Below are 17,063 nucleotides of genomic sequence, written 5' to 3'. Positions count from 1 at the left end.
CCTCCCCGGCCCCGCCCTCGCCCACGCCCGGTGGTGGTACGGGCCCGGGCCCGTACCACCACCGGGGCGTCGCCTACAGCACGCCCATCTCCCCCAGCTTCGCGACCAGGACCTCCACCGCCTCCTCCGGCGCGCACGCCGTCGTGTCGATCCGGACGTCCGGCCGGGTGGGCGCCTCGTAGGGGGAGTCGATGCCCGTGAAGTCACGGATCTCGCCCGCGCGGGCCCGCCGGTAGAGGCCCTTGGGGTCACGGGCCTCCGCCACGGCCAGCGGGGTGTCCACGTACACCTCGCAGAACTCGTCCGCCGCCACCCGGCCGCGCGCGAAGTCCCGCTCCGCGCGGAACGGCGAGATGAAGGAGACGACCGTGATCAGGCCCGCGTCGGTCATGAGGGCCGCGACCTCGGCGACCCGCCGGATGTTCTCGGCCCGGTCGGCCTCGCCGAAGCCCAGGTCGCGGCAGAGGCCGTGGCGAACGTTGTCGCCGTCCAGCAGGTACGTGCGCTTGCCCAGGGCGTGCAGGCGCTTCTCCAGGAGGTTGGCGATCGTCGACTTCCCCGACCCGGAGAGCCCCGTCAGCCACACCACGCACGGCCGGTGCCCGTTGCGCGCGGCGCGCTCCGCCTTGCCGACGTCGACGGCCTGCCAGTGCAGGTCGCCCGCGGCCCGCAGCGGCGCGCGGAGCATGCCGGCGCCCACGGTCGTCCGGGTGAGGCGGTCGATGACGATGAAGCCGCCGGTGTGGCGGTTGTCGTCGTACGGGTCGTGGGCGATCGGCTGGTCGAGGACGAGCTCGCAGTGGCCGATGGCGTTGAGGCCCAGCTCGGTGCCCGGCCCGCGCTCCAGGGTGTTGACGTCGACGACGTGGTCGATACGGGCGACCGTGGCGCCGACCGTGCGGGTGCCGCTCTTGACGAGGTACGGGCGGCCGGGGACCAGCGGCGCCTCGGCCATCCACACCAGGTGCGCGGCGAACCGGTCGGCGACGGCGGCGGGTTCGCGGGCGGCGCACAGCAGGTCGCCGCGGCTGGCGTCGATCTCGTCGGTGAGGGTGAGGGTGACGGCCTGTCCGGTGACCGCCTCGTCGAGGTCGCGGTCCCAGCCGACGACGCGGTCGACGGTGCTGGTGGTGCCGGCGGGCAGGACGCGCACCGGGTCGCCGGGCCGCACGGTGCCGCCCGCGACGGTGCCGGAGAAGCCCCGGAAGTCGGAGTCGGGGCGGTTGACGTACTGCACGGGCATCCGGAAGGGGCCCTCGGCGGCGGCCGTCTCTCCCCCGGCGGGGACGACCGTCTCCAGGTGGCCCATGAGGGTGGGGCCGGTGTACCAGGGCGTGTGCGGGCTGCGGTCGACGATGTTGTCGCCGTTGAGGGCCGACGTCGGCACACAGGTGACGTCCGTGAGGCCGAGCTCGGCGGCGAACTCCCGGTACTCGCGGCAGATGCCGTCGAAGACGCCCTGGTCGTAGCCGACGAGATCCAGCTTGTTCACCGCGAGGACGACGCTGCGGATACCGAGCAGGGACACCAGATAGCTGTGGCGGCGGGTCTGGGTGAGGACGCCCTTGCGGGCGTCGACGAGGATCACGGCGAGATCCGCGGTGGACGCGCCGGTGACCATGTTGCGGGTGTACTGCTCGTGGCCGGGGGTGTCGGCGACGATGAACTTCCGCTTGTCGGTGGTGAAGAAGCGGTACGCCACGTCGATGGTGATGCCCTGCTCGCGCTCGGCGGCCAAGCCGTCCACCAGCAGCGCGAGGTCCAGGTCACCGCCCCGGGTGCCGGACCGCGCCGAGTCGGCCTCCAGGGCGGCGAGCTGGTCCTCGAAGACGAGGTGCGACTCGTAGAGCAGCCTGCCGATGAGGGTGCTCTTCCCGTCGTCGACGCTGCCGCAGGTGATCAGCCGCAACAGGTCCTTGCGCTCGTGCCCGCGCAGGTACTCCTCGATGTCGCCCAGCGCGGCGCTCGTGGGGGTGGCCATCAGAAGTAGCCCTCCTGCTTCTTGCGTTCCATGGAGGCCGACGAGTCGTGGTCGATCATCCGGCCCTGCCGCTCGGAGGTCGTCGCCAGGAGCATCTCCCGGATCACGGCCGGCAGGGTGCCGGCGGTGCTCTCCACGGCTCCCGTGAGGGGGTAGCAGCCCAGGGTGCGGAAGCGGACGTCCCGCAGCTCGGGCCGCTCGCCCGGGCGCAGCGGGAAGCGGTCGTCGTCGACCATGACCAGGGTGCCGTCGCGCTCGACCACCGGCCGGGGCGCCGCCAGGTACAGCGGCACGATCGGCAGGTTCTCGCGGTGGATGTAGAGCCAGATGTCCAGCTCGGTCCAGTTGGACAGCGGGAAGACGCGGACGCTCTCACCGGGCGCCGTACGGGCGTTGTAGAGCCGCCACAGCTCGGGGCGCTGCCGCTTGGGGTCCCAGCGGTGCTGGGCGGAGCGGATGGAGAACACCCGCTCCTTGGCCCGCGACTTCTCCTCGTCCCGGCGGGCCCCGCCGAAGGCCAGGTCGAAGCCGTGGGCGTCCAGGGCCTGCTTGAGGCCCTGGGTCTTCCACATGTCGGTGTGCACCGACGAGCCGTGCGTGAACGGGTCGATGCCCAGCTCGACGCACTCCGGGTTCCGGTGGACCAGCAGCTCCACGTCCAGCTCGCGGGCCGTGCGGTCGCGGAACTCGATCATCTCGCGGAACTTCCAGGTGGTGTCCACGTGGAGCAGCGGGAACGGCAGCCGCCCCGGGTGGAACGCCTTCCGGGCGAGGTGCAGCATCACCGTGCTGTCCTTGCCCATCGAGTAGAGCATCACCGGGCGGTCGCTCTCGGCCACCGCCTCCCGCAGGATGTGGATGCTCTCCGCCTCGAGGCGTTCGAGGTGACCGATCGCGGCTCCGCGCCCGGTCCGTGTGCTGATGTCGGCCGTCACCGTATGTCCCGTTCCCCCGTGCCGGTCCCGCCGGCGGTCGTCCTCAGTGCGTCGAGCAGTTCCCCGGCCAGCTCCGGCCGGCAGACCAGCAGGTCCGGCAGGTACGGGTCGGGGCGGTTGTAGCGCAGCGGCGACCCGTCGAGCCGGGACACGTGCAGCCCGGCGGCGGCCGCCACCCCGGCCGGGGCGGCGGAGTCCCACTCGTACTGCCCGCCCGCGTGCACGTAGGCGTGCGCCTCGCCGGCCAGGACCGCCATGGCCTTGGCGCCCGCCGAACCCATCGGCACCAGCTCCGCGCCGAGCAGCCCGGCGGCCGCCGTCGCCGCGGCGGGCGGCCGGCTGCGGCTCACCAGGATGCGCGACGGCCCCTCGGGGGCCGGGGCGAGCGGCTCGGGCCGGCCGGTGGCACGCACGGCCTCCCGGTCCGGCAGCGCCACCGCCGCGGCGACGGGAACGCCGTCCACGGCCAGGCACACGTGCACCGCCCAGTCGGCGCGCCCCTCGGCGTACTCGCGGGTGCCGTCCAGCGGATCGACGATCCACACCCGGCTCGCCGCCAGGCGCGCGGGGTCCGCCACGCCCTCCTCCGACAGCAGCGCGTCACCCGGCCGGTGCGCGGCCAGCGCGCGGGCCAGCCACTGGTGGGCGACCGCGTCCCCGGCCGCGCCCAGCGCGGCGCCGGACAGCGCCCGTTCCGCGCGCACCGCCAGCAGCAGCCGGCCGGCGCCGGCGGCCAGCTCCGCCGCCAGCCGGTGATCGTCCACCGGTGTTCCGAACTCCTCGGGCACGTCCACTCGGGATCCCAAACTGTCGATGTCCTCAGGAACACGGCCCCGGTGGTTCGAAATCGCCCGGCGTACCGCGTACTTATCGAAAATTCCCGGCCAATGCTATGCGGCGACGGCCCGTGCGGTCGAGCGGGGCATTACCCGGCAGATATCGCCGCCCGCGCTTAGGGGGACCTTAGGGGCGGCCTAGGGGTTGGTGACCCGCGGGACATCTGACAGCGTCAATGCCGGAAATATAGGCTTCACTTGGACAACGGCCGGACCGACCAGTGTTCCCAGGGGATGGTAACCCGGTATCCGACCACCGACCCGGATACGGCGCTGGTTCCCGTCTCGGAAGGACACCAGCCAACAATGTCAGCAACACCTGTGGACAGCGGCACCTGGGTACGCCGGTTCCATCCCTCACCGGACGCCGGTGCCCGCCTGGTCTGCTTCCCGCACGCCGGCGGCTCCGCGAGCTACTACTTCCCGGTCTCGGCCGCCATGTCGCCCTCCATAGAGGTGCTGGCGCTGCAGTACCCCGGGCGGCAGGACCGGCGCACGGACCCGCTGATCGAGAGCCTCCCCGAGCTCGCCGACCAGATCTTCACCGCCCTGCGGCCCTTCGCCGACCGGCCCCTGACGCTCTTCGGCCACAGCATGGGCGCGACCCTCGCCTTCGAGGTCGCCACCCGCTTCGAGCAGGTCGGCGCCCCCGTCTCCGGCCTCTTCGTGTCCGGCCGGCGCGCCCCGTCCACCCACCGCTCCGAGACCGTGCACCTGCGCTCCGACGACGGCATCGTGAGCGAGCTGCACCAGCTCAACGGCACCGACAGCGGCCTCCTCGGCGACGAGGAACTGCTGCGCATGGTCCTGCCCGCGATCCGCGGCGACTACAAGGCCATCGAGACCTACCGCTACGAGCCGGGCCCCCCGCTCTCCTGCCCGGTGCACGCCATGGTCGGCGACGCCGACCCCAAGGCCACCCTCGACGAGGTCCGCGCCTGGCGCGACCACACCACCGGCCCCTTCGAATTCGAGGCGCTGCCCGGCGGCCATTTCTACCTCAACCAGTACCAGAAGGAGATCGTCAACCGGATCTCCGACCACATTGCCTGCGCGGCACAGCCCGAGAGTTTTCCGAGCACCCGGACCGGAAGGTAAATGCAGCGATGTCCGACCAGCGGCGCGAATCCGCCCCCGGCACATTCGTCATCTGTAGTGGGCGGTGCGGTTCCACTCTGATCGCCGACCTGCTCGCCGAACACCCCGATATGACACCCCTGCTGGAGTTCTTCGGCTCCCAGTACCAGGCGGGCATGGCACAGAAGCCCATGACCGGGCAGGAATTCTGGGAACTGCTCACCGCGCCGTGGATCTCCATGAACACCGCACTGCGCATCGGCCGGGTCCCCAAGGAGGTCCGCTACGACGTCACGGGCCTGGACCCGGAGACCGAGCTGAGCGGCCTCCTCGGCTTCACCCTCCCCGCGCTCTCCGAGGACCCCGACCGGCTCCTGGAGGAGCTCTCCCAGGTCGTACCGGGCTGGGAGACCCAGCCCCTCGGCGCGCACTACCAGCGGTTCTTCACCCTCCTCACCCGGCACGCCGGGCGCCCCCGCTGGGTCGAGAAGTCCGCCACCTCCGGCGTCTTCGTCCACGACCTGCTGGAGATGTTCCCGGACGCCCGGTTCGTCTACCTGACGCGTGACGTCGTGGACGTCTCCGTCTCCATGACCGGGCACCCCATGTTCCTGATGGCCGACCTCAGCATCGCCTTCCAGCAGCGCTGCGGCGTCGACCCGTACCAGGCGGGCGGCGTCCCCGAGGGCTTCGAGGCACCGGCCGACATGGACCACCTGATGCCCGGCAACCTCTCCCCGTTCGTCCTCGACTACCGCTCCGGCAGCGTGGACTCCCTGATGAACCTCACCGGGCTCCAGGCCATGATGGCCAAGTACACGGACGACGCCCTGAGCGGCCTCCCGGACGGCCGGGTGCACCGCATGGTCTACGAGGACCTCCTCGCCGACCCCCGGGGCGAACTCGACGCCCTGGGCCGCTTCCTGGAGCTGGACGACGCCGGGGAGTGGGCGCGGCGGTCCGCGACCCGCGTCGCCACCCCGCGCGCCAAGGACCTCCAGGTGGACGAGGCCGGCCGCGCCCAGCTGAAGGCGCTGTACGACGAGGTGTACGCCACCACCGAAGTGACGCGCTGACGCTGCGGCGGGACACACAGCACGAAAGGCGGGAGCCCGCCGGTCCGCGGACCGGCGGGCTCCCGCCCTTCCCGCACTCAGCCGTCCAGGTCCGGCGACTCCAGCTCACCGTCGAGGATGTCGAACAGCTCGTCCGCCGTCACGGCCTCCAGCGAGCGCTCCTCCACGGGCGGCGCGCCCAGCGCCTGCCAGGCCGACGCCAGCGCGCGCAGCCGGGCCGCGATCCGGGAGTGCTCCTCCGCGTCGGGCCGCTCGGCCGCCACCACCGTCTCCAGGCGCAGCAGCTCCTCCTCCAGCGACAGTTTCCGCGTCTCCTCCGCCGGGGCCAGCAGGGAGTCCAGGTACTCCGCGAGCGCCTGCGCCGTCGGGTAGTCGAAGACCAGCGTGGCCGGGAGCCGCAGCCCCGCCGCCGTCTGCAGACGGTTGCGCAGCTCGACGGCCGAGAGCGAGTCGAAGCCCAGCTGCCCGAAGGCGCGGCCCGGTTCGACGGCCTCGGGCCCCGGGTGCCCGAGCACCACGGCCACCTCGGTCCGGACCAGCTCCAGCACCGCCCGTTCCCGCTCGGCCCGGGACAGCCCGGCCACCCGCTCCGCGAACGGCCGCTCCGCACCGGACACCGCGGCGGCGGCCGAACGCCTGGCGGGCACCCGGACGAGCCCGCGCAGCAGATGCGGGACCGGGTCGGTGCCGGCGTGGGCGCGCACGGCGGACACGTCCAGCCGCATCGGCACCAGGACCGGCCTGCCCGCCGGGTCCAGGGCGGCGTCGAGCCCCGCCAGGCCGTCCTCCTCGGACAGCGGCAGCATCCCGGAGCGCGACATACGGCGCAGATCGGCGGCGCCGAGGTCGGCGCCCATGCCGTTCGGGCCGCCCCACAGCCCCCAGGCGAGGGAGACGGCGGGGAGGCCGAGGGTCCGGCGGTGGACGGCGAGCGCGTCGAGGAAGGCGTTGGCCGCCGCGTAGTTGCCCTGACCGGAAGCGTCGAAGACACCCGCCACGGAGGAGAACAGCACGAACGCGGACAGCTCCATCCCCACCGTGAGCTCGTGCAGATGCCAGGCGGCATCGACCTTCGGCCGGAACACCGCCTCCAGACGCTCGGGAGTCAGCGAACTGATCACACCGTCGTCGAGCACGCCGGCGGTGTGCACCACCGCCGACAACTCCACACCCTCCAGCAGCTTCTCCAGAGCCGAACGGTCGGCCACATCACAGGCCGCGACGGTCACCTCGGCGCCGAGCGCCGTGAGCTCGTCACGGAGCTCCACGGCACCGGGCGCGCCCAGACCGCGGCGGCTCGTCAGCAGCAGACCACGCACACCGTGCTCGGCCACCAGATGACGGGCCACCAGCGCGCCCAGACCACCCGTACCACCCGTGACCAGCACCACCCCCTCACCGAACCGGCCGGGAACGGCGGGCGCGGCATCGACGGTACGCGCCAGGCGGGGTACGAGCAGCGAGCCTCCGCGCAGGGCGAATTCGGGCTCGTCGGAGGCGAGGACGGAAGCCAGGACGGAGGCAAGGGGGGAGGCAAGGGCGGAGGCCGAGGCGTTGTCCTCCCCGTGCGACCCATCCGATCCATCCGAGCCGTCCGAGCCGTCCGAGCCGTCCGAGCCGTCCAGATCGATCAGCACGATCCTGCCCGGCTGCTCGGCCTGGGCCGCGCGCACCAGGCCGCGGACGGCGGCACCGGCCGGATCGACGGTCCCTTCGGCGGGGTGGGCGGTGGAGACCGCTCCCCGGGTGACGACCACGAGCCGGGCGGCGGCCCAGCGGTCGTCGGTCAGCCAGGTCCGCAGCGCGCCGAGGACGGGTGCCGTGGCGGCGCGGACGGCCTCGGGCAGACCGTTGGCGTCGTGACGGGTACGGGCGTCGAGGATCACGACGTCGGGGAGCGGACGGTCCGCGTCGGGCGCCGAGAGGCCGGCGAGCGTCCCGGCCCGCAGGGCGGAGGCGAGGGACTGCTCGCCCTCGCCCAGGACCGCCAGGACGCCGTGGGGCGGAGCGGGCACGGCGCCGTCGGGCGCGGCGGCGGTCCACTCGACGTGGAACAGGCTGTCCCGGCCCGCCGGCACCGGCCCGGCCTCGGCCGGTCGGAGCGACAGGGACCCCACGGACGCCACGGGCGCGCCCGACACGTCCGCGGCCTCCAGGGACACGCCGCCCGGCGCGGGCGCGATCCGCACCCGGAGCGCGGTGGCGCCGGTCGCGTGGAGGGTCACTCCCGACCAGGCGAAGGGCAGTTCGGCACGGCTGTCGTCCGACCCCAGGCCGATGGCGTGCAGGGCGGAGTCCAGCAGCGCCGGATGCAGCCCGAACGCACCGGCGTCCGCACCCTCGGGCAGGGCGACCTCGGCGTAGACCTCGTCGGTGCCGCTCGCGCTCCAGGCGGCCGTCAGGCCCTGGAACACGGGCCCGTAATCCAGCCCGAGGGAAGCGAAGCGGTCGTAGACGTCCTCGACGGCCAGGGGCTCGGCCCCGGCGGGCGGCCACTCGGAGAACGCGAACGCGGGCTGCCCGGCCTCCGGGGTCAGCGCGCCGGAGGCGTGCCGCACCCAGGTGTCGTCGCCCTCGCGCCGGGAGTGGACCGCCAGCGAACGGCGGCCGTCCGGCCCGGGCGCGCCGACGGAGACGCGCAGCTGCACGCCGTCGCGCTCGGGAAGGACGAGGGGCGCTTCGAGGGTCAGCTCGTCGACGGTGGAGCAGGCGCAGTCGTCGGCGGCCCGGACGGCGAGCTCGACGAAGGCCGTACCGGGAAGGATGACCACACCGCCGACCGCGTGATCGGCCAGCCACGGATGCGTACGCAGCGACAGGCGACCCGTGAACAGCTGCTGCCCCTCCGGCATCTCGACCGCCGCACCGAGCAGCGGATGCCCGGCCGCCCCGAGACCGGCCGCTGTGACGTCACCGGGCTCGGTCTCGAACGCGCTGAGCCAGAAGTGCTGGTGCTGGAAGGGGTAGGTGGGGAGGTCGGTGAGGCGGGCGCCGGTACCGGCGAAGAAAGCGGACCAGTCGACGCGGGCGCCCGTGATGTGGAGACGACCGAGAGCGGTGACGAGGGTGGCCGGTTCCGGATGATCCTTACGGAGAGCGGGAACGAAGGCGACGTCGTCGGAGGCGTCCGGCAGGCACTCCTGGGCCATGGCCGACAGCACACCGTCCGGACCGAGCTCCAGGAACGTACGGACGCCCTGGTCGTGGAGGTTCTGGATGCCGTCGGCGAAGCGGACCGCCTCACGGACGTGACGCACCCAGTACTCGGGCGAGGTCAGCTCCTCGGCCAGGACACCGGTGACGTTCGAGACGACCGGGATCGCCGGGGCGGTGTACGTCAGCGACTCCGCGACCGCGCGGAACTCCGCCAGCATCCCGTCCATGCGCTGCGAGTGGAACGCGTGCGACACGTTCAGACGACGGGACTTCTCGAAACCACCGGCCACCTGCTCAACAGCGGCCTCATCACCCGAGATCACCACGGACGACGGACCGTTCACCGCAGCGATATCCACACCGTCGACCAACGCGGCACGGACCTCCGCCTCGGTCGCACGCAGCGACACCATCGCACCACCGGCCGGCAGCGCCTGCATCAACGCCGCACGAGCGGCGACGAGCTTGCCCGCGTCCTCCAGCGAGAACACACCCGCCACATGCGCCGCAGCAATCTCGCCGATCGAATGACCTGCGACGTAGTCCGGACGGACGCCCCACGACTCGGCCAGACGGTAAAGAGCCACCTCGACGGCAAACAACGCGGGCTGCGTGTTCTCCGTACGAGCCAACAGCTCCACGTCATCCAGAACAGCCGGGTCCAGACCCAACGCGGCACAAGCAGCGTCAAACGCCTCCGCGAACACCGGATAGGCCGCGTACAACTCACGCCCCATCCCCGCCCGCTGAGCACCCTGACCCGTGAACAGCGCGGCAACCTTCCCGCCCAGCACACGGCCCGACACGACCTGCTCGCCGTCCACCACCACAGCCCGGTGATCGAACTGCGCACGCGCCGTTGCCAGCGTGAAGCCGACGTCCCTCGGGTCGAGGTCTGCCGCGGCCCGCTGCACCTGGGCGAGCTGTTCGGCGAGGGCCTCGGCCGTCCGGCCGGACACCGGCCACGGGACGGCCGGCAGCGGCCGGGCGTCGGCGGCCGGCCCGTTCTCGGCCCGCGCCGCCTGCTCGATGATGACGTGGGCATTGGTGCCGCTGATGCCGAACGACGAGACGCCCGCACGGCGCGGACGCCCTTCCGCCGCCGTCCACTCACGCGCTTCCGTCAGCAGTTCCACCGCGCCCGCCGCCCAGTCGACCTGCTGCGACGGCTCGTCGACGTGCAACGTCTTCGGCAGGACGCCGTTGCGCATCGCCATGACCATCTTGATCACACCACCGACACCCGCGGCGGCCTGCGCGTGCCCGATGTTCGACTTCAGCGACCCCAGCCACAGCGGCCGCTCGTCGGCGCGCTCCTGACCGTACGTAGCGAGCAACGCCTGCGCCTCGATCGGATCACCCAGCACCGTGCCGGTGCCATGGCCCTCAACAGCGTCGACATCAGCGGCCGACAGACCGGCCGTAGCCAACGCCTGCCGGATCACCCGCTGCTGCGACGGACCATTAGGCGCCGTCAGACCATTGCTCGCGCCGTCCTGGTTCACCGCCGAACCCCGCACCACCGCGAGGACCTGGTGCCCGTTACGGCGCGCGTCCGACAACCGCTCCACGAGCAGCATGCCCACGCCCTCGGCCCAGCCCGTACCGTCCGCACCCGCCGCGAACGCCTTACAACGACCATCCGCCGCAAGCCCACGCTGACGCGAGAAATCCACGAACGTGTCCGGCGTCGTCATCACCGTCACACCACCGGCCAACGCCAGCGAACACTCACCCGAACGCAACGCCTGAATCGCCCAATGCAACGCCACCAGCGACGACGAACACGCCGTATCCACCGTCACCGCAGGACCCTCGAGCCCGAACGTGTAAGCCACGCGGCCCGACGCGACGCTGCCCAGACCGCCGTTGCCGAGGAATCCTTCCAGACCTTCCGGAACCGACCGCAGCCGCGGCGCGAAGTCGTGGTACATCACGCCCGCGAAAACACCCGTACGCGAACCCCGCAACGAAGAAGGCTCGATACCGGCCCGCTCGAACGCCTCCCACGACGCCTCCAGCAGCAATCGCTGCTGCGGGTCCATCGCCAGCGCCTCACGCGGACTGATACCGAAGAAATCCGGATCGAACTCCCCCGCGTCGTGCAGGAAGCCGCCCTCGACCGTGTACGTACGGCCCGCCGCGTCCGGGTCGGGGTCGTACAGCCCCTCGACGTCCCAGCCGCGGTTCTCCGGGAAGCGCGACACACCGTCCCGGCCACCGGCGACAAGGTCCCACAGACCCTCGGGCGACGTCACCCCGCCCGGATAACGGCAGCTCATGCCGACAATCGCGATCAGATCGCCGTCGCCCGCCGGGTCGGCTGCGGGCGTAGCGGCGGCTGACGTCCCGGCCTCGTCCGGTGCCAAGACGACCCCCAGCGCCTCCAGCAGGTATTCGCCGAGGGCTTCCGAGGTCGGGTAGTCGAAGATCAGTGTGGCCGGCAGGCGCAGGCCGGTCGCGGTGTTGAGGCGGTTGCGGAGCTCCACGGCGGCGAGGGAGTCGAAGCCGATGGCGCTGAACGCGCGGTCGGTGGCGACGGCCTCGGGGCCGGCGTGGCCGAGGACGAGGGCGACCTGGGTGCGGACCAGGTCCAGGACCGCTTCCGTCCGCTCCGGTGCGGCGAGGGCCGCCAGGCGGCGGCGCAGGGCGTCGTCCGCCGCGTCGGACCCGGCCGACGCCGCCGCGCGTGCCTGCCGGCGGGTCGGCCGCGCCCCCGGCCGTACGACGTCGCGCAGCGTCCACGGCACTCCGCCCGCGCGGGCGCGCAGGGCTGTGGCGTCGAGCCGCATGGGCAGCAGGACGGGTTCGCCGGTGGACATGGCGGCGTCGAAGAGGGCCAGGGCGTCCCGCGTGGTGAGGGCGGGCAGGCCGGAGCGGGCGACGCGGCGCAGGGCGGCCTCGTCGAGGCGGCCCGCCATGCCGCCGCTCTCCGCCCAGAGGGTCCAGGCGAGGGCGGTGGCCGGGAGTCCCTCGGCGTGGCGCTGCCGGGCCAGGGCGTCGAGGGCGGCGTTGGCGGCGGCGTAGTTGCCCTGGCCCGCGCCGTCGAGGGTGGCGGCGGCCGAGGAGAAGAGGACGAACGCCGTCAGCTCGGTGTCGCGCGTCAGCTCGTGCAGGTGCCGCGCGGCGTCCGCCTTGGGGCCGGCGACTCCGGCGAGGCGGTCGGCGGTGAGCGTGGTGACCGTGCCGTCGTCGAGGACGCCGGCCGCGTGGACGACCGCGGTGAGCGGGTGCGCGTCGGGTACGGAGGCGAGCAGCACGGCCAGCGCGTCGCGGTCGGCGACGTCGCAGGCGGCGAGGGTCACGGTGGCGCCCAGCGCCTCCAGTTCGTCGCGGAGGGCGCCCGCGCCGGGGGCGTCGGCCCCGCGGCGGCTGGTGAGCAGCAGGTGCCGTGCGCCGTGCTCGGCGGTCAGGTGCCGGGCGAGGACGGCGCCGAGGCCCCCGGTGCCGCCGGTGATCAGGACGGTGCCGTCCCCGGACCAGTCCGGTCCGTGGCCGTCCGCGACAGGCACGCGGGCCAGGCGGGGCACGGCGAGGGCGCCGGCGGTCACGACCAGTTCCGGTTCACCGGTGGCGAGGGCGTGGCCGAGGGCGGCGGGGAGGGCGGCCTCGGACTCCTCGGTGCCGTCCGTCCCGACCAGCACGAAGCGGTCCGGGTGCTCGGCCTGCGCGGAGCGGATCAGTCCGTGTACGGGCGCGTGCGCGGCACCGGCGGCGGTGCCGGCCCCGGTGTCGACGACCACGGCCAGCCGGTGCCCGGCGGGGTGGTCGCCGGCCAGCCATTCCTGTACGAGCGCCAGGGCGCCGGCCGCGGTCGAGGGCCGGACGAGTACGCACGCGGAGGCGGCGCCGGGCCCGGCGAGCGGTGCGCCGGGGGCGGGCTCGACGACGGTGGCCGCCGTTCCGCCCGGTTCCCGTACGGGGGACAGGTCCGGGCGGAACAGCGAGTCGTGGTGGGCGGCGGCGAGCCGCTCGCCCGAGACGGGGCGCAGCACGAGGGAGCCGATGCCGGCGACCGGTGCGCCCGTGCCGTCGGCGACGGCCAGGGTGACGCCCGAGGCGGTGGGGGCGATCCGGACGCGCAGTCCGGCGGCGCCGACGGCGTGCACGGTGACGCCGGTCCAGGCGAAGGGCAGTTCGGCCGTCTCGGAGGGGATGGCGTGCAGGGCGGCGTCGAGGAGCGCCGGGTGGAGGAGGAAGGCCCCGGCGTCGTCGGTCCGTTCCGTGGCGACCTCGGCGAAGATCTCCTCGCCGCGCCGCCAGACCGCGCGCAGTCCCTGGAAGGCGGGCCCGTAGTCGTAGCCCTGGCGGGCCAGTTCGGTGTAGTGGTCGCCGAGTTCGACGGGTTCGGCGCCCTGGGGCGGCCAGACGGTGAGGCCGTTGTCGGCCGGGTCGGCGGCCGTGGGTTCCAGGGCGCCGGTGGCGTGCCGCGTCCACGCCTCTTCGGTGTCGTCGGCCGGCTCGGCGCGTGAGTGGATCTCCAGGGTGCGGCGGCCGGTGGCGTCCGGGCCGGAGACGGTCAGCTGGAGGCGGACGGCCTCGTGCGCGGGCAGCGGCAGGGGCGCTTCGAGGGTGAGTTCGGCGAGGAGCGCGCATCCGGTGCGCTCACCGGCCTGGAGGGCCAGTTCGACGAAGGCGGTGCCGGGCAGGAGGACCGTGCCCGCCACGGCGTGGTCGGCGAGCCAGGGGTGGGTGCGGAGGGAGATCCGGCCGGTGAGGACCAGGCCGCCCGCTTCGGCGAGGCCGAGTTCGGCGGCGAGGAGCGGGTGCGCGACGGGTACGAGGCCGAGCCCGGCGGCGGCGCCGCGGGCGGCGGGGGTGTCCAGCCAGTAGCGGCGGCGCTGGAAGGGGTAGGTGGGCAGGTCGGCGGGGGCGGGCGTACGGCCCGGGAGGCGGGCGGCGAAGTACGCCGCCCAGTCCACGTCGGTCCCGCGCGTGTGCAGGGCGGCCAGGGCGGCGGTGACCTCCGCCGGTTCCGGCCGGTCGCGGCGCAGGGCGGCGACGAACGCCACCCCGTCGGCGTCCGGCAGGCAGCCGCTCGCCATCGCGGCGAGCACGGCGTCCGGGCCGAGTTCGAGGTAGGTGCGGACGCCCTGCTCGTCCAGGGTCCGGATGCCGTCGGCGAACCGGACGGTCCGGCGTACGTGGTCCACCCAGTAGTCCGGGGAGCACAGTTCCTCGGTCGTGGCGAGGCGTCCGGTGACGTTGGAGACGACGGGGATGCGCGGGGGCGCGTAGTCGAGGATGCTCGCGAAGTCGGCGAACTCGGCCAGCGTCCCGTCCATGTGCGCGGAGTGGAAGGCGTGCGAGACGTTGAGCCGCTTCGCCGTCGCGAAGCCGGCCGCGACGCGCTCGACCGCCTCCTCGTCGCCGGAGATCACCACGGCGGACGGGCCGTTGACGGCGGCGATGTCGACGCCGTCGACGAGGGCGGCCCGCACCTCGTCCTCGGTGGCGCGCAGCGACACCATCGCGCCGCCCGCCGGGGCCTCCTGCATCAGCCGGCCGCGGGCGCCGACGAGCAGGGCGGCGTCCTCCAGGGTCAGCACGCCGGCGACGTGGGCGGCGGTGAGCTCGCCGACGGAGTGCCCGGCGACGAAGTCCGGGGTGACGCCCCAGGACTCGGTCAGGCGGAACAGCGCGACCTCGACGGCGAACAGCGCGGCCTGGGTGTACCGGGTGCGGTGCAGCAGCGCCGCCTCGGGCGTGCCGGGCTCGGCGAACAGCACGTCGCGCAGCGGGTGGTCGAGCTGGAGGTCGAGGTGGCCGCACGCCTCGTCGAGGGCGGCGGCGTAGACGGGGAACGCCTCGTAGAGTTCGCGGCCCATGGCGGTGCGCTGGGCGCCCTGCCCGGTGAAGAGGACGGCGAGCTTGCCGGGCCGGGCGGTGCCGGTGACCAGGCCGGGCGCGTCCTCGCCCGCGGCGAGCGCGGCCAGGGCGGCGAGGGTGTCCTGCCCGGGCCCGCCCGCACCGGACTCGGTGAGGAGGACGGCCCGCTGCTCGTGAGCGGTGCGGGTGGTGGCGAGGGCGTACGCGATGCCGGCGGCGTCCCCCGGGGCGCCCGGCTCGCGCTCGGCGAGGTGGGAGCGCAGGCGGTCGGCCTGCGCGGCGAGCGCCTCGGGGGTACGGGCGGAGACGAGCCAGGGGAGGGTGACGCGTTCCGTGGGGGCGGTGCCCGGCGACACGGCCGGGGCCCTGTCGGCCGTCCCCGCCGGGGCCGGAGGCGGCACGTCCGCGGCCGGGTCCTCGGCCCGGTCTCCCTCCGCCGGGGCGTCGAGCTCCGGGTCCGGTTCCGGCCCGGCGGGGGCGTCGTCGACCGGCAGCGGCAGCCCGGGGGCCTCTTCGATGATCGTGTGGGCGTTGGTGCCGCTGATGCCGAAGGACGACACGCCGGCCCGGCGCGGCCGGCCCTCCGTCGCCGGCCAGTCCCGGGCCTCCGTCAGGAGTTCCACCGTGCCCGCCGACCAGTCGACGAACGGCGTGGGCTCCTGGACGTGCAGGGTCCGGGGCAGGGTGCCGGCCCGCAGCGCCATGACCATCTTGATCACGCCGCCGACGCCGGCGGCGGCCTGCGCGTGCCCGATGTTGGACTTCAGCGAGCCGAGCCACAGCGGCCGGTCGCCGGGGCGCTCCCGCCCGTAGGTGGCGAGGAGCGCCTGGGCCTCGATGGGGTCGCCGAGCCGGGTGCCGGTGCCGTGGGCCTCGACGGCGTCGACGTCGGCGGGGGTCAGTCCGGCGTCGCCGAGCGCGTGGTGGATGACGCGCTGCTGGGCGAGGCCGTTGGGCGCGGTGAGGCCGTTGCTGGCGCCGTCCTGGTTGATGGCGGTGCCGCGGACGACGGCGAGGACGCGGTGGCCGTTGCGGCGGGCGTCCGAGAGGCGTTCGACGACGAGCACGCCGACGCCCTCGGCCCAGCCGGTGCCGTCGGCGTCGGCGGAGAACGCCTTGCAGCGGCCGTCGGTGGCCAGGCCGCGCTGCCTGCTGAACGCGGTGAACGTGCCGGGGCCGGCCATCACGGCCACACCGCCGGTCAGGGCGAGGTCGCATTCGCCGCGCCGCAGGGAGGCCACGGCCAGGTGCAGGGCGACCAGCGAGCCGGAGCAGGCCGTGTCCACGGTCAGCGTGGGGCCTTCGAGGCCGAGGGCGTAGGCGACGCGCCCGGAGACGACGCTGGTGGCGTTGCCGGTGAGGAGGTAGCCCTCCAGGCCGTCGGGGGCCTCGTGCAGGCGGGGCCCGTACTCCTGGGGCTCAGCGCCGATGAAGACGCCGGTGCCGGAGCCGCGTACGGAGCCGGGGGCGATCCCGGCCCGCTCCAGGGCCTCCCACGAGGTCTCCAGGAGCAGCCGCTGCTGGGGGTCCATGGCGGTCGCCTCGCGGGGCGAGATGCCGAAGAACTCCGCGTCGAACTCGGCGGCGTCGTGCAGGAAGCCGCCGCTGCGGACGTAGCTGGTGCCGGGCCGGTCCGGGTCGGTGTCGAACAGCGCCTCCAGGTCCCAGCCGCGGTCCTCCGGAAGCCCCGAGATCGCGTCCCGCTCCCCCGCGACGAGCCGCCACAGGTCCTCGGGCGAGCGGACGTCGCCCGGGTAGCGGCAGGCCATGCCGACGATGGCGACGGGCTCGTCGTCGGCCGGGCGCGGCGCGGGCCGGCCGGGCGCCGCGTCCTCGGTGCCGCCGGTGCCGCCGGTGAGCAGTTCGTGCAGGTGGCGGGCGAGGGCTGCGGGGGTGGGGTGGTCGAAGACGAGGGTGACGGGGAGGGTGAGGCCGGTCCCGTCGGTGAGGCGGCGGTGCATGTCGACCGCCGCGAGGGAGTCGAAGCCGAGGTCCTGGAAGGGGCGGTTCGGGGCGACGGCGTCGACGTCCCGGCCGGCTCGCCGTAGCACTGCCGTGGCCGTCTCGGTCACGAGGTCGAGGACGTGTCCGCCAGTCATGTTGCTCAATTCGCCGATCTGTTCAGGGGTCGGGGTGGGGGTGGGGCGCGGGGCCGGTGCGGCGAGTCGCCGCT

The 17,063-nt window shown here is 74.1% G+C and carries 6 protein-coding genes; 2 read left to right on the top strand and 4 right to left on the bottom strand.

Annotated features, from left to right (window positions below; translation table 11 throughout):
• Positions 1-73: 73 nt before the first annotated feature.
• The 3 genes from cysN to LUZ64_RS16890 are packed head-to-tail and all read right to left on the bottom strand — an operon-like array spanning position 74 to position 3,710.
• Entirely contained in the window at positions 74-1,981 is a 1,908-nt protein-coding gene (gene cysN, locus LUZ64_RS16900) for a sulfate adenylyltransferase subunit CysN (RefSeq protein ID WP_095583262.1), read from the bottom strand.
• Positions 1,981-2,916: a sulfate adenylyltransferase subunit CysD gene (gene cysD / locus LUZ64_RS16895; protein ID WP_267897198.1), complete on the bottom strand. Its 936-nt coding sequence runs from the start codon at positions 2,914-2,916 to the stop codon at positions 1,981-1,983. Before cysD ends, cysN begins: the two co-directional genes overlap by 1 nt.
• A complete protein-coding gene (locus LUZ64_RS16890) occupies positions 2,913-3,710 on the bottom strand; it encodes a 3'(2'),5'-bisphosphate nucleotidase CysQ (RefSeq protein ID WP_232389835.1) in 798 nt (265 codons plus the stop codon). The genes cysD and LUZ64_RS16890 overlap by 4 nt, the downstream gene beginning before the upstream one ends.
• A gap of 348 nt (positions 3,711-4,058) precedes the next feature.
• Here LUZ64_RS16890 and LUZ64_RS16885 point away from each other — a divergent pair, with 348 nt between their 5' ends.
• Together LUZ64_RS16885 and LUZ64_RS16880 are read left to right on the top strand one after the other, a co-directional pair.
• On the top strand, positions 4,059-4,850 hold the full coding sequence (locus LUZ64_RS16885) for a thioesterase II family protein (protein WP_095583263.1): 792 nt from the start codon (positions 4,059-4,061) through the stop codon (positions 4,848-4,850).
• A gap of 8 nt (positions 4,851-4,858) precedes the next feature.
• Positions 4,859-5,905 carry a sulfotransferase family protein gene (locus LUZ64_RS16880; RefSeq protein WP_095583264.1) on the top strand — a complete coding sequence of 349 codons (1,047 nt, stop codon included), beginning with the start codon at positions 4,859-4,861 and terminating at the stop codon, positions 5,903-5,905.
• 77 nt (positions 5,906-5,982) lie between these two features.
• On the opposite strand, the gene LUZ64_RS16875 is transcribed toward LUZ64_RS16880, so the two are convergent.
• Positions 5,983-16,962: an SDR family NAD(P)-dependent oxidoreductase gene (locus LUZ64_RS16875; protein WP_372471953.1), complete on the bottom strand. Its 10,980-nt coding sequence runs from the start codon at positions 16,960-16,962 to the stop codon at positions 5,983-5,985.
• Positions 16,963-17,063 lie beyond the last annotated feature (101 nt).

It is taken from the genome of Streptomyces albireticuli, from assembly GCF_021228125.1.
Lineage (GTDB): Bacteria > Actinomycetota > Actinomycetes > Streptomycetales > Streptomycetaceae > Streptomyces > Streptomyces albireticuli.
The sequence above is the reverse complement of the archived record's forward strand: the minus strand, read 5'-3'. Positions and strand labels throughout refer to the sequence as shown.

Coding starts and splice junctions, on each gene's coding strand:
- cysN (WP_095583262.1), bottom strand. CDS start 1,981: ATGGCCACCCCCACGAGCGCCGCGCTGGGCGACATCGAGGAGTACCTG.
- LUZ64_RS16885 (WP_095583263.1), top strand. CDS start 4,059: ATGTCAGCAACACCTGTGGACAGCGGCACCTGGGTACGCCGGTTCCAT.
- LUZ64_RS16880 (WP_095583264.1), top strand. CDS start 4,859: ATGTCCGACCAGCGGCGCGAATCCGCCCCCGGCACATTCGTCATCTGT.